At 37.3% G+C, this 13,265-nt stretch carries 18 protein-coding genes; 15 read left to right on the forward strand and 3 right to left on the reverse strand.

Going from position 1 to position 13,265, the window contains the following annotated elements:
* Nucleotides 1–368: 368 nt before the first annotated feature.
* Nucleotides 369–2,303, forward strand: a complete 1,935-nt coding sequence (locus tag MKY06_RS12470) for an alkyl/aryl-sulfatase (RefSeq protein ID WP_098476652.1) — start codon at nucleotides 369–371, stop codon at nucleotides 2,301–2,303.
* Between the two features lie 9 nt (nucleotides 2,304–2,312).
* Here the strand turns inward: MKY06_RS12470 and MKY06_RS12475 are convergent, their stop codons facing one another.
* Nucleotides 2,313–2,468: a hypothetical protein gene (locus MKY06_RS12475; protein WP_013057133.1), complete on the reverse strand. Its 156-nt coding sequence runs from the start codon at nucleotides 2,466–2,468 to the stop codon at nucleotides 2,313–2,315.
* A 198-nt stretch (nucleotides 2,469–2,666) separates the two neighbouring features.
* Here MKY06_RS12475 and MKY06_RS12480 point away from each other — a divergent pair, with 198 nt between their 5' ends.
* Both MKY06_RS12480 and MKY06_RS12485 read left to right on the forward strand, forming a co-directional pair.
* Nucleotides 2,667–3,959: a Glu/Leu/Phe/Val family dehydrogenase gene (locus tag MKY06_RS12480; protein ID WP_098476651.1), complete on the forward strand. Its 1,293-nt coding sequence runs from the start codon at nucleotides 2,667–2,669 to the stop codon at nucleotides 3,957–3,959.
* A 238-nt stretch (nucleotides 3,960–4,197) separates the two neighbouring features.
* The gene (locus tag MKY06_RS12485) at nucleotides 4,198–4,758 is read left to right on the forward strand and encodes a nitroreductase family protein (RefSeq protein ID WP_013057135.1); all 561 of its coding nucleotides are present in this window, start codon (nucleotides 4,198–4,200) and stop codon (nucleotides 4,756–4,758) included.
* 255 nt (nucleotides 4,759–5,013) lie between these two features.
* Here the strand turns inward: MKY06_RS12485 and MKY06_RS12490 are convergent, their stop codons facing one another.
* Together MKY06_RS12490 and MKY06_RS12495 are read right to left on the reverse strand one after the other, a co-directional pair.
* Entirely contained in the window at nucleotides 5,014–5,499 is a 486-nt protein-coding gene (locus tag MKY06_RS12490; RefSeq protein WP_098196508.1) for a hypothetical protein, read from the reverse strand.
* Nucleotides 5,500–5,520: 21 nt separating this feature from the next.
* Nucleotides 5,521–5,925, reverse strand: coding sequence for a thiol-disulfide oxidoreductase DCC family protein (locus MKY06_RS12495; RefSeq protein ID WP_098325319.1), 405 nt, complete (start codon nucleotides 5,923–5,925; stop codon nucleotides 5,521–5,523).
* A gap of 314 nt (nucleotides 5,926–6,239) precedes the next feature.
* On the opposite strand from MKY06_RS12495, the gene MKY06_RS12500 reads away from it, so the two are divergent.
* The 12 genes from MKY06_RS12500 to MKY06_RS12555 all read left to right on the forward strand — a co-directional run bounded on the left by MKY06_RS12500 (nucleotide 6,240) and on the right by MKY06_RS12555 (nucleotide 13,230).
* Nucleotides 6,240–7,007, forward strand: a complete 768-nt coding sequence (locus MKY06_RS12500; protein ID WP_013057137.1) for an ABC transporter ATP-binding protein — start codon at nucleotides 6,240–6,242, stop codon at nucleotides 7,005–7,007.
* 229 nt (nucleotides 7,008–7,236) lie between these two features.
* Complete coding sequence (locus tag MKY06_RS12505) at nucleotides 7,237–7,446, forward strand: hypothetical protein (protein WP_289914325.1); 210 nt, start codon at nucleotides 7,237–7,239, stop codon at nucleotides 7,444–7,446.
* Between the two features lie 91 nt (nucleotides 7,447–7,537).
* On the forward strand, nucleotides 7,538–7,867 hold the full coding sequence (locus tag MKY06_RS12510) for a hypothetical protein (RefSeq protein ID WP_064471702.1): 330 nt from the start codon (nucleotides 7,538–7,540) through the stop codon (nucleotides 7,865–7,867).
* Nucleotides 7,868–7,996: 129 nt separating this feature from the next.
* A complete protein-coding gene (locus MKY06_RS12515) occupies nucleotides 7,997–8,812 on the forward strand; it encodes a protein-glutamine gamma-glutamyltransferase (RefSeq protein WP_013057144.1) in 816 nt (271 codons plus the stop codon).
* Between the two features lie 432 nt (nucleotides 8,813–9,244).
* Nucleotides 9,245–9,718, forward strand: coding sequence for a DinB family protein (locus MKY06_RS12520; protein ID WP_098277892.1), 474 nt, complete (start codon nucleotides 9,245–9,247; stop codon nucleotides 9,716–9,718).
* Between the two features lie 133 nt (nucleotides 9,719–9,851).
* Nucleotides 9,852–10,067 carry a DUF378 domain-containing protein gene (locus MKY06_RS12525; RefSeq protein ID WP_013057146.1) on the forward strand — a complete coding sequence of 72 codons (216 nt, stop codon included), beginning with the start codon at nucleotides 9,852–9,854 and terminating at the stop codon, nucleotides 10,065–10,067.
* A gap of 133 nt (nucleotides 10,068–10,200) precedes the next feature.
* On the forward strand, nucleotides 10,201–10,386 hold the full coding sequence (locus MKY06_RS12530) for a hypothetical protein (RefSeq protein WP_013057147.1): 186 nt from the start codon (nucleotides 10,201–10,203) through the stop codon (nucleotides 10,384–10,386).
* Between the two features lie 15 nt (nucleotides 10,387–10,401).
* Nucleotides 10,402–10,680, forward strand: a complete 279-nt coding sequence (locus tag MKY06_RS12535; protein ID WP_013057148.1) for a hypothetical protein — start codon at nucleotides 10,402–10,404, stop codon at nucleotides 10,678–10,680.
* A gap of 100 nt (nucleotides 10,681–10,780) precedes the next feature.
* The gene (locus tag MKY06_RS12540) at nucleotides 10,781–11,587 is read left to right on the forward strand and encodes a cobalamin-binding protein (protein ID WP_116327048.1); all 807 of its coding nucleotides are present in this window, start codon (nucleotides 10,781–10,783) and stop codon (nucleotides 11,585–11,587) included.
* Between the two features lie 18 nt (nucleotides 11,588–11,605).
* Nucleotides 11,606–12,031, forward strand: coding sequence for a 3-hydroxyacyl-ACP dehydratase FabZ (gene fabZ, locus MKY06_RS12545; protein ID WP_013057150.1), 426 nt, complete (start codon nucleotides 11,606–11,608; stop codon nucleotides 12,029–12,031).
* Between the two features lie 126 nt (nucleotides 12,032–12,157).
* The gene (locus MKY06_RS12550) at nucleotides 12,158–12,433 is read left to right on the forward strand and encodes a hypothetical protein (RefSeq protein WP_016764214.1); all 276 of its coding nucleotides are present in this window, start codon (nucleotides 12,158–12,160) and stop codon (nucleotides 12,431–12,433) included.
* 176 nt (nucleotides 12,434–12,609) lie between these two features.
* Complete coding sequence (locus tag MKY06_RS12555; protein ID WP_013057152.1) at nucleotides 12,610–13,230, forward strand: NUDIX hydrolase; 621 nt, start codon at nucleotides 12,610–12,612, stop codon at nucleotides 13,228–13,230.
* The last annotated feature ends 35 nt before the right edge of the window (nucleotides 13,231–13,265 follow it).

Consider the following 13,265-nt stretch of genomic DNA (forward strand, 5'->3'; position numbering starts at 1 on the left):
ATTATTATTTTTTGAAAAAATCTCCCAATTAGGTTTCAATTATTTTTTCGAGGGTATACATTCTATGTAAGGCCAATACAAGAAAGGAGAGACTGTACACATGCATTGTTTTACAGCGACTTCAAGAAACGTATTGAGCACCTTAGAAGGAAGATTTGTTTTGATTACAAAAGGCACACTGGTAAACAATCGTTATACTAAGTGCTAGGCTGTCTAATTCAGACAGAATACTCGACTATTCAAACATAACATTCAGTATAAAAAGAAGATGCGTGCTAAGCGCATCTTCTTTTTTATTGACTCTATTTTCCCTCCCTTTTTGTACTTCGTCTTATTTTTACGCATAAAGTAATAAAAAGGAGGGGGTTATGCTGTTTGATTATGAACAGGAGTTAACGATTCACAGAAAAGATGCTACTCAAAAGACTGCAGCGACTAATGCTGAGACTTATAAAAGCATAGACTGGGAACAAGTGAAAGTAGAACAAAATCTTACGGATTACCAAGCTCTTGTACGCGTACCTTTTCCTCTGATTTTCAAAAAAAATCAGCTGTATCCTGTATGGGATTTAAGAAAGTATGCTTTTTTATTTGAACAATCTACACCTGCTACTGTCCACCCTAAACTGTGGGAACAAGGAAAATTAAATGTACAAGCCGGCTTATATCAAGTAACTGAAAATATCTTTCAAGTAAGAGGCTTTGATATGGCTAATATTACATTTGTTAAAGGGAAAACGGGATGGATTGTTATTGATTGCTTGACGTCAAAAGAAACAGCAGAAGAAGCGCTTAAACTAGTAAACCAGCACTGCGGTAAACACTCTATCAAAGCCGTTATCTTCTCTCATTCGCATATAGACCATTACGGCGGAGTTCTAGGGATATTACCTGACTCAACACAAAATAAAAATAGTAAAGTTTATGCTCCTGCTGGGTTTATGGACGCAGTTATCGATGAAAACGTCACGGCGGCAACAGCAATGACACGAAGAAGTCAATACATGTACGGTATTCGACTGCGACGCGATGAAAAAGGCTTAATTGACAACGGTATCGGAAAAGAAATTTCGTTTGGAACAATTACGCTTATTAAAGGAATAGAAGAAATTCGCCCTTCCCAACATCATTCTTATGTAAGTAAAGAAATTGACGGCGTTTCATTTCAGTTTCAGCTTACGCCCGGAACGGAAGCGCCTGCTGAAATGAACATCTATATTCCTAGTGAAAAGTCTCTGTGTATTGCAGAAAACTGTACGGCCACTCAGCACAACCTCTATACGCTCAGAGGAGCAAAAGTAAGAGACGCAGCAGCATGGGCAAGATACTTGCAGCAAGCAATCGATTTATTTGGCCAAGAACTAACAACTGTATTTGGGGTACATAATTGGCCAAGGTTCGGAAACGAGTCGTGTATTACCTATATCGAAAATCAACGAGATGTTTATCAATATATTCATGATCAAACATTAAGGCTCATGAATCAAGGATATACCATTGATCACGTCGGCCGAATGATGAAGCTGCCAGAAAGCCTATCTCACGAGTGGTATACCAACGGTTTTTATGGAACGGTTAACCACAACGCAAAAGCGGTTTATCAGCGCTATATGGGCTGGTATAACAGCAATCCTGTAGATTTAAATAAACTGTTTCCTGAAGAGTCAGCTAAGAAGTATGTAGAGTATATGGGTGGAGCGGACAACATTGTCAAAAAAGCGCAGCGCTGTTTTCAACAAGGCGACTATCAATGGGTAGCTGAAGTGACCAAACAAGTTATTTATGCTGATCCTCACCATGTAAAGGCAAAACTTTTATGTGCAGACGCGCTTGAACAATTAGGGTATATAGCGGAATCTGGCCCTTGGCGAAATGAATATTTAACAGGAGCCAAAGAACTTCGTTTAGGTAATATACCGCTGCCTGCCAACATTATCACAAAAGAAGTATGGGATACACTTCCTTTAAAAAATATTTTAGAACTATTTAGCATTCGCGTAGATGGATTAAAGGCAGGTGCATGTAACTATCGTATATTGTTTGTAATACCAGATCGTAATGAAGTAGCTCTCACAGAACTTAAGCATGGAATCTTTAGGTATCTCGGAGATACGCGAAACAAAGCTGAGGTGACGGTAACGATGTGGCAAGATACCTTATATCGACTCACAACTACAAATGATCACTCTTATAGCTCGGTCATATTTGTTCAAGGAGATAAATCAAAATGGGATTTCTTTTTGTCTTGTCAGGATTCTGTCGATCCAAACTTTAATATTGTGACACCTGTTTCTGAAAAATAGAGTATCTGATTACAGCTCAGAAAGCACATCGTTGACTTTTTGTTCAAAGCAGCTGTCGCATGTGAATATTTCTTTTTCTTGAAAAGATGTTAGCCTTTCTCCGCAGATGGAACAGCATTCTATACAGTGATTGTTTCGCTCTTGTTCTTTTCTTTCATTTAACATAGCACTTTCCTCCTTTGCAGTATAAATAGTTTGCCTTATTTCTTTAAGTATATACTAATATCAGCCTATGCAGGGAATATAAGGCTTGCTAATACAGATTATTTATAATATAAAAGCGTTGTTAAGCAGCAGAAATTGGCACAGGAATTGCATGTTAAATCGTTGAGAAAATTCAATGATTAATATGGGGTGAACAGAATGTCCATTACAAAAACAGCTAGTGAATTAAAAAAAGAACAGCAGCAAGAACAGGAATCACTTAATTTATTTTTATCTACTCAAACGGTTATTCAAGAAGCGCTTCAAAAGCTAGGCTATGGTGAAGAAGTATACCATTTATTGAAAGAACCGCTGCGCATGATGACGGTTCGCATTCCGGTTAAAATGGATAATGGATCGGTAAAAGTCTTCACCGGCTACCGCTCTCAGCATAATGATGCTGTCGGGCCTACTAAAGGAGGCGTACGCTTTCATCCTGAAGTAAATGAAGAGGAAGTGAAGGCATTATCTATTTGGATGAGCTTAAAATGCGGAATTGTCGACCTTCCGTACGGCGGCGGTAAAGGCGGAATTGTATGCGACCCAAGAAACATGTCTTTTGGTGAACTAGAACGACTCAGCCGCGGCTATGTAAGAGCCATCAGTCAAATAGTTGGGCCTACTAAAGATATTCCTGCACCGGATGTCTATACAAACTCTCAAATTATGGCGTGGATGATGGATGAATATAGCCGACTGCGTGAGTTCGATTCTCCTGGTTTTATTACCGGAAAACCTATCGTACTCGGAGGATCTCAAGGACGCGAAACTGCAACGGCTAAAGGAGTAACCATTTGTATAGGAGAAGCTGTTAAAAAGAAAAACCTTAACTTGCAAGAAGCGCGAATTATTATTCAAGGCTTCGGAAATGCCGGCAGTTTTCTTGCTAAGTTCATGCATGATGCAGGAGCAAAAGTAATTGGCATTTCAGATGCATACGGAGCTCTTTATGATCCGCTTGGTCTTGATATTGATTACCTGCTTGATCGACGCGACAGTTTTGGTACCGTAACGAATTTATTTACAAATGTAATGACAAACGAAGAACTATTAGAAAAAGAATGTGATATTTTAGTGCCCGCAGCCATTTCGAATCAAATTACGGTTCGCAACGCTCATCGCATTAAAGCTTCTATTGTAGTCGAAGCAGCGAACGGACCGACTACGCTTGAGGCCACGCGTATTTTAGATGAAAAAGGCGTGCTTTTAGTGCCAGATATTTTAGCGAGTGCTGGAGGCGTAACGGTTTCATACTTCGAATGGGTGCAAAATAATCAAGGCTACTACTGGTCTGAAGAGGAAGTAGCTTACAAATTACGCAAGGTAATGGTGGATTCATTTGAGACGATCTATCAAATCTCTCAAGAAAATGACGTAGATATGAGACTTGCTGCTTACATGGCAGGAATCAAAAAATCAGCTGAAGCTTCTCGTTTCCGCGGCTGGGTATAAGATGAAAAAACGATTTGGACTCTATGTTCCAAATCGTTTTTTATTTACCGGAACTGCCAAATAATTAAAAGAAAACCTGCTAAAAAAACAAACATGCTTAAAAAGTTGGCATATTTATTCATCGCGACCTGAATGAGGGCAAAACAATTGACAGTGAGAATGATTTTCAATTATTCTATATATAAGATATATACATACCTATACTAATAAATTGAATGCAGAAAAGGAGACAAAAAGCATGAGCGTATTAGATATTATTAAAGCCAGAAGAACGATTGGGGCTATGCAAGACAAAGACGTATCAGAAAATGCTATTAACCTTATGTTAGAAGCCGGCACTTGGGCTCCTAACCATAAAAAGACAGAGCCTTGGAAGTTCCGAGTGTTTACAGGGGATTCACGCGTTCGTTTAGGAGACGAAATGGAACGTATTATGAAGCAAAAAACTGGTCACTTAAGTGAAGAAGAAGCGTTGAAAAAAACAACAAAAGCAAAAAAAGGACCGCTTCGCGCTCCTGTCATTATTGCTGTAGCAGTAAGTCCTTCTGGAAAAGTGCCTGAAATTGAAGAAATCTCTGCCGTAGCAGCAGGCATACAAAATATGCTATTAGTAGCGGAAGAACAAGGTTTGGCTACAATTTGGAGAACCGGTGAAATTGTCTATCAGACAGAACTGAATGACTTTTTATCTCTAGAAGAAGACGATAAGCTCTTAGGCTTAATTTACGTCGGACATCCTAATAAAGAAGCTTCATCAAAACGTATTCCATATCAAGATAAAACGATTTGGTATCGTTAAAAGGTTCTTTCTGTGTTTCTATAAATAAAAGGCAGCAGCTCATAAGTTGAGCTGCTGCCTTTTTTATTGTTTTTGAAAAGTAGCATTAAGTTGCGCTTTTATTAGCTTACCTGCAGCAGTTATTTTTAGTATCTTATGGAGAACTTCTCTGGTTTCCGTAACTACTAGTCAAAACAAAATAGGAATTGTCTGTGTTCAGTCTTCTTTTCGAAGACCAAAATAATAGGTACATGCCAAACCGAAGATAATGGGCGATCATTTAACGGTCACCTTCCTTTCGGATGATTGAACGTCTACTTTCTGCATTGGGGTAGCAGTGTTGACAAAGAAGATGCCTTTTAACTTTGAATATTCCATCAATACTAATAGCAAGCTCATTGCAAGCAGCGGAACACACACCACTTTGGCAGGAATGTTGAAACAATAGTTAAGGACGGTGATGTTGGCAATAATGGGGAGAAAAATAATGTTCCCTAGTGTTGCGGTACGCGGAATCACCAATAAAAATGCAGCTAATAATTCGCCAGTGGCAATAAAATAGTTGTAGAAATCGGAATACCCAAAGAAATACCACGCCAGTTTCATAGCAGAATCTTTTGTTGAATCGAACACGAAATCACCTGTTATAAATTGTCCTGGGTAGATTTTGGCCATTCCATAAATAAGAAACGTAATGGCCATGGTCCACCTTAGGGTCGCAAGAATACTTAAACGAAATTTCTCTTTTGTTGATAAACGCATTGTTTTCCTCCATTTGTATGCTTAATCCAAAAATCGCATTTTAGTTTCAGGGGTTGGCAACATGCATGACGTTTGTTTTCCAAAACACTTATACCGATTACGTGCGATGAAACGATAGAGTGGGTTTCGAATGAATACGGGAACAACTCGGAAACACGCCATCAGTTGAATGAGCCCCCGAAGTCGGCGGACAATATGTAGGATGGCCGTAGACTCTGTGTAAAGATTCCCGTTCATAAGAAGAATGACCGATTGAAGTGGTGGATGCTCATAGTTATGCTGACTCAGCAAGGTTCCCGCAGTATCGGATTGAAGCGATGCAAAACGAAACAGAGCACGTAAATCCCGCTTGATGACAAATTGAACCCATTGATTGCAAACACCATCAAATAGAATAATAGGATGGTGTGATGGGTTTAGGGGCATGACTTCTCCACCCTTCCTTTTTTATGAATATTTACTAAAATAAGTATAATAGTTTGCGTATTGGACTACAAGACATAAGGGTAAATATGGGAAAAATCTACGTGAATTTTAAAAAAAGAGGAGTCAAATACGACTCTTCTTTTTTCGTGTTTATTATACATAATTAAAACTTTTTTACCTGTTTTCTTCAAAATGTAAAACTATTCCTGTTTTGAAACGTACTAGATATAGTAGAAATTTACAAAAGGAGATGTGATAAAGGAGTTAACTATCTTTGTTACTACAGAAAAAGAAACTTACTTCGAGGTGAAGACGTGAAAAATCAACATATTTTAGAGGTAAAAGATCTAACTAAAGTTTATAGAGGAGAGGGCTATGAAGTTACTGCACTAAATGATATATCCTTTCAGTTAAGGGGAGGTGAAATGGTTGCTGTTATGGGCACAAGTGGTTCAGGAAAAAGTACGCTGCTGAACATTTTAGGAGCACTCGATGAACCAACTAGTGGAACTATTAAATTAAAAGGAATGCTTTCAAAAGATATGTTCCAAGAACCTCAAGCTTCAGCGTACAGACGAGATAATATTGGATTTATCTTTCAATCATTCCACTTATTAAAGGATTTATCTGTAGAAGAAAACATAGCTCTGCCGCTCGTTTTAAAGGGACTTACATCGGATGTAATTGATTTAAAAGTAAATAACGTTGTTGAGCTCTTGGGCTTAACAGCTTGGAAAAAACACCGCCCTGTACAACTGTCAGGTGGACAACAGCAGCGCGTAGCTATAGGAAGGGCAATTATAACTGAACCACCTATTATTCTGGCAGACGAGCCTACAGGTAACCTTGATTTTAATACTTCCGAAGTCATACTAGACACACTGGTAACCACAAAAAACGAACTTAGCCAAAGCATACTTCTTGTTACTCACGACCCTAATGTAGCTACTTATGCAGATCGCGTTCTATTCTTTCATGATGGCTCTATTGTCGATAAATATATCTGTAGCGGAAATAGTGATTTAGATCATATACTAGAGAAGTTTAAGCTTATTACAAAAGTCGAGAGTCCTAAGATATGAAAACACTACGAGGTTTAGCTTTTCGTTTATTTAAGTCCAATAAATTTATAGTGTTTTCATCTATTATTATGCTATTAATCTATAAATATATACCAGCTGAAAACGGGTTTCTCGTTATTGTTTTGTTTCCTTTAATTTATTGGTTTATCTACGAATTTATATTAAGACCTAAGAAAAGAAGAAGCAATGATTAATTTAAAGAGAACATGGTTAAGAAGGAGCGATTTACTTGTTTTGGAATTATCTTAACATGTCAACAGGACTTGTAATAGCTTTAGCAAACGTTTTTAATTCTGCATTCCAAGGAAGTATGCGCTGGGTTATAGTCCGGTGTGGTTTGTTGATTTTAATATACAATTTAATAGTAACTTTTAATCAAAAACAAAATGAAGCGTCTAATCAAAATACTGTAGGAATTGTATCTAGAAGAGATCGTTAATTGTTTTAGGGAGTTTAAAGTACTTAAATTTACTTTTTTATAAGCTTAACGAAGATTCTGGAGTGAAAATTTTATAAGAAAGAGGGAAGTAATGGACGTTCAAAAGGTAGCAAACTTATTTTTGATTTTTATCTTAATTGCAGCAGGCATTTCATTGATAATTGGCTTTGTTGTTGCTGTGAGAAGTACAAACTATAAGAAGGGATATATAAGTACTTTTATATCCAGTGTTTTCTTTTTAATACTTATTGTGAACTGGTATGATAAAGCATCTTCAAACGTTTTTATGGGGACAATACCTTGGATTTTAAATGTTATTGCCGTCATTATTGTATTACCACTGTACGTGTTAGTTGCTCGCTTTATATTTAAAAAGGTTACAAAAGGACAAAAAGGAACAAAGGAAAAGATTATTGGTTAAATTACTTTCTTTCATCGTTTTTTCTAATCTTCATGATTTTAAATAAATGAAGATACACAAAATCTTTTTTTATCAATATCCTGTTAGAGAAAGTGATTGATATCATTTTCTGTAAAGGAGAGAACGTCTATGATTAAAGTTAACCAACAAATTGTGAAAATAAGTGATCTAAATAATAGTTCGTTAACAAAAGAAAAAGCAGACATTTTAAAACAGATGGATGCCTATAGGGAAGTGTATGAGTATGCTACATTTGACCAGCTTGATTTTGATGTATCTGTTAAATTACAAATTATTGAATCGTCTGTGTTGCTGCGCAAAAGCGGTGCCAGGTTTGCTACATTTGCACGTTCTAGGTGTAACGAAAAGTATTGGAAAAGAACCGATAACGGAGGATTTCAGCTACTGCCTACCGTTTCTCCTCATCAGGCCATCGATGATATTTTTTACAACGGACACGAATATGCGTTTGAGTGCGCGACGGCTGTTATCATCATCTTTTACAAAGCTGTATTAAATAATATTGGAAAAGCAAACTTTAACAGGCTTTTTGCTGATCTTTACTTACACGATTGGCAATATGATGAAGATCTTGAGCTCCATGGTTATAAAGGATCTGACTACTTGCCCGGAGACTGTGCGTATTTTAAAAATCCTGATTATAACCCTGATACTCCCCAGTGGAAAGGTGAAAACACAATTGTATTAGATGAAACTCTATATTTTGGTCATGGAATTGGAATTACGACGCGGGAAAGAATTATTGAAGTGTTAAATTTAAAGAGAAAAGACGACGCAAAGCAATCAGCTTACCTGTCAGATGAAATTGTCAGGCTTCACACCGCTCACCTCAGTTATTTTGCAGTTAGATACGAACCCGTTGTTTGGTACGACAGAAACAGCGCTATTATTTCCACTATTGGGTCGATTACGTATGTAGCTTGATTGATCAAAGGTTTGATACTTTGGTCTTTTTTTGTAAAAAGGAAAGAATTACATGAAGGTAAATTTGAGAATTCAAAAGGATTTTATGTATAAAAGAAGAATCCATTTAATACACAGGTCTTAAAACTAAAAGGAAAGGAGGAGATTCCCATTAAAAATCGTGATAAAAGACGCAAGAGAAAACGCGGCGCATTAAAAGATTATCTAAAAAATAAGCTAGGTCAGCTAAAACCGAAGCCAAACAAAGGACCTGTCTCAAATTTGAAGTCTTCTGCTTAAAACATCCCCCTAGTTTTTATATAGGGGGATGTTTCTTTTGAGTTTTCTTTTATTTTCAGCTTTAACTGTTATGAGTGGCATTTAAGGGATAATTTGTGCACAATAGACATTGAATAGTTTATCTAATACGACAACGTAAGGAGAGATTAGACGATGGAAAACATGATTTTAAAACATATGGACGTTGTAAGAGGAATTACGATTAGTATCCTCGAAAAAACAACAGAAGAGGCAGCGGACATCACACCAAAAGGATTCAATAACAATATCCGCTGGAATCTTGGACACATTGCCTTTATTCAAGAAAAACTTGTGTTTGGCTTAGCTGGTGAAGCGATGCAAACGCCCGAGAGTTATGAAAGCTTTTTTGGCGCAGGAACAAAACCTGCCGATTGGACGGAGGCTGCTCCTTCTCTTGAAGAAATTGCGAATGTGTTGAAAGATCAAGCACATCGTATTAAAGAGTTCATGCCTCAGCAGTTTGACAAACAGTTGATCACACCTTTTACAAACAAAGCGGGCATCAACTTTACAACAGTTGGCGAAACGTTTTTATTCAGCTTTTATCACGAAGCGATGCATGTAGAAACGATTAAGCAAATTGGGAAAGCTGCAGCTGCACAATAAGGAAATAAAAAAGAATAAATCACATATTCTTTATAACTATTTTACATAGCGCCTATGCATATACTGATCTATACAGCGCATAAGATGTAACATGAGCTGCTTTTCCTAATGCAGTTCGCAAGGAGGTGACAACGTGAAATTTCTTTCAGGTTTAACGACTCTTCTTGTGATTTTAGGCGGTTTAAATTGGTTAGCTGTAGCATTAGGCGTGAATGTAGTAGAAGAGCTATTTGGCTCTTGGGATTGGTTAGTAACAACGATTTATTGGTTAGTTGGCCTGTCTGCTCTTTATCAAATTTTTGATAAGTTCTTCGGAACGGGAGCGAGTGTCAAAAGCAAAGCGCTATAATAAATATTATTTTTTATTATCTCTTTAGGGAGTTTGAATGTATATTCAAACTTCCTTTTTCATGGATAAAAGACGTGACATCCTTACAAAATACGGTAAAATAAGGTAATAACTAAAAAATAGGAGGAATGAGATGGAGCTTTGGGGTGTAGTACCTATCTTAGTGTTTGGAGTTCTTTATATAGGAATCATTGCTGGTATTATAGCTGTTATCGTTATAGTTTTAAAGCGAATGAAAGAGAGAAATCAATATTTACGTGACATACGGGATGAACTGAGAAATCAAAACAGAGCAACTATAGCAGAAAATAAAGAATAGAAGAGGGTTTAATAGATGAAGAAACGTGTACTTCCTATATTTTTTATCGTAAATCTTTTTTTTATTTACTGTTTATTATTTAATCAAGGATACATTTTTCAGCTAAAGAATCTACCTTACATATGGGCTATTTATTTACTTCTTGGCACCTGTTTAGCTTTTTATTATATGCTGCGATACAAACAAAAAAAAGACGGACAGGTGTTGCTTTCAATCGGCATTTTAACTACAAGCATTAGTTCACTTGGCTGTTTAGGTTTCTTTTACTTCTTTTATCACGCGATGGGCGGATAAGAGAGAGCACCACAAGCAGGGACTTCAGTGAAAGTCTCTGCTTTTTATATGTGGATCTATTGTATAATAGAAAAAAAGAAATGAATGCAGGAGGGGAACTATGCGAATTGTTTCGCTTTGTCCAAGCAATACAGAACTAATAGCGTATTTAAAATGTGAGCATTTGCTCGTAGCAATAGATGATTATTCCGATTGGCCGCAGTCTATTCAAGGTCTGCCGCGTTTAGGTCCCGATTTATCTATTAATATGGACGCGGTGGAAGAAGCTAAACCCGATTTAGTCCTAGCATCACTAAGCGTTCCTGGAATGGAGCGAAATATTGAACAACTAAAAAAACGAAAGCTTCCTTATGTCGTATATAATCCTAATTCGCTAGAAGATATCCGTCAAAATCTACAGGATTTAGGTCAGCGATTAAACATTGAAACAAAAGCAGCTGAACTGTTAAAGCGTTATGATCAGTTTCTTTCTACATATAAAGGGATTGCAAATCAAATTGATGAAAAAGCCACTGTATACTGGGAATGGTGGCCAAAACCTGTCTTTACTCCTGGCAAAGCAAACTGGCTGACTGAAATTAGTGAGTTAGCGGGAGGAGAAAATATATTTGCTGATCATAAAGAAGCAAATGTACAGAGTGATTGGGAAGAAGTGCTCAAACGAAATCCACTTCATGTGTGTTTGGCTTGGGTGGGCGTACAGACAAACAAAGTGAATCCAACGATTTTACACAAGAGACCGAACTGGTCTGACATGTCTGCCATAAAAGAACATCGCGTATATGTACTAGAAGAATGGCTGTATTGTCGTCCTTCACCTAGGTTGCTGTTAGGGTTAAAAAAACTCGCGCCGCTTCTTCATCCAGATACGTTTCCTGCATTTGACGGTAAGGACCCCTTATTATAAGAAAAAGGAGCGATACATATGAAAGATATAAAACAAATAAAACATACCCTTCAACACCGCTATCCTTTTTTACTTGTTGATCGCATCTTAGAGCAAGAAGAAGGAAAGCTTGCGGTAGGAATCAAACAAGTAACAGCAAATGAACCTTTTTTCAAAGGCCACTTTCCCGACTATATGGTAATGCCAGGGGTACTTATTGTAGAAGCTCTTGCTCAGCTCGGTGGATTTGCCATGGCTGCGGATGACCAACAAAAAGGAAGACTTGCTTTTTTAGCAGGAATAGACGAATGTCGTTTTAAGCGTCAAGTAAGGCCAGGAGATACACTGCGTTTAGAATTTGAGGTCCTCAAGCAGCGCGGAAAGATTGTAAGAGGAAAAGGAAAAGCATTTGTAGACAGCGAGTTAGCTTGTGAAGCGGTCATTACCTTTGCTCTTGATATATAAAAGCAAGTGTATTGAAGGAAACCGCTTTATGGCATAAGGGCTTTTTTTGTAAATACCTTAGTCAAACTTCCTTTTGATGAAAGAAGAAACGGGGTATAGAAGAAAAAAGGGAGAGGGGAGAATGCGGTGAGAACATTAACGGAAGTTGTTGTATTACTCACACTATTGGGTACGTATATAGGCATCTCACTACTTGTCTACAAACGGAAAAGAACGAATCCGTTTTTCTACAGTATTTACTTTTATTTAGCTACCAGTGTCATTTTGATTTGCTTGGTTATCTTTTGGCTTCAGCTTCGTTTTGGACTCACTGATAAGCAAGTAGGAGGATTGCTTATCAGTGTGGTTGCATTCTTTTTACTTATTTATGGGTTGTTAAAAACAAAACAAAAAGACAGGTAGCCGATGCTATCTGCTTTTATTTATATTCATGTTATATATTTTTATCAATTGTAGTGTCAATTGAATGGATCTCTTCATATACTAAAGATAACAGCTTTCTTTTGCAGGTTAGTTGACATCGTAGCTTACAACTCGCTATTCTTTTGATAATTCATTTTGTGAAAGGAAGTGGACGTATGGATGCATCCCGTATTATAGCTAAGTTAGAAAATCGGATACCGACAATTCTTGGGATGGAGCAGTTTTCTCGCTTCGGTATTCTTGTTCCGCTTATTGAAAAACAAGGGGAACTACATGTTTTATTTGAGGTAAGAGCCCTCGATTTACGAAGACAGCCCGGAGAAATTTGTTTTCCAGGAGGGCGTGTCGAGAAGACGGATGCAGACGAAAAAGAAACGGCTATCCGTGAAACATCCGAGGAGTTAGGGATTACGCCTGAATCTATTCAGCAAGTACAAGCTTTAGATTATATTGTTTCTCAATTCGGAACAATCATTTATCCTTATGTAGGTTTTATTGATGAGTCGCTTGAACTTCGACCGAATCCTTCGGAAGTAGCAGAAGTATTTACCGTGCCTCTTTCTTTTTTCCAGCGTACCGAACCTGATATACACAATATCCATTTCAGGGTAGAACCCGAACATAATTTTCCTTATGACGCGATTATTGGTGGTGAAAATTATAATTGGCAAACAAGAGAGATGGAAGAACATTTTTATTACTATGAAGATCGAGTCATATGGGGACTGACAGCAAAAGTGATTTATCATTTAGTACATGTATTAAATGATAAATAAAAAGCAGCGAATACGTATTCGCTGCTTTTTTTATA

This window comes from Priestia sp. FSL P4-0332 (genome assembly GCF_038005845.1).
Classification (GTDB): Bacteria; Bacillota; Bacilli; order Bacillales; family Bacillaceae_H; genus Priestia.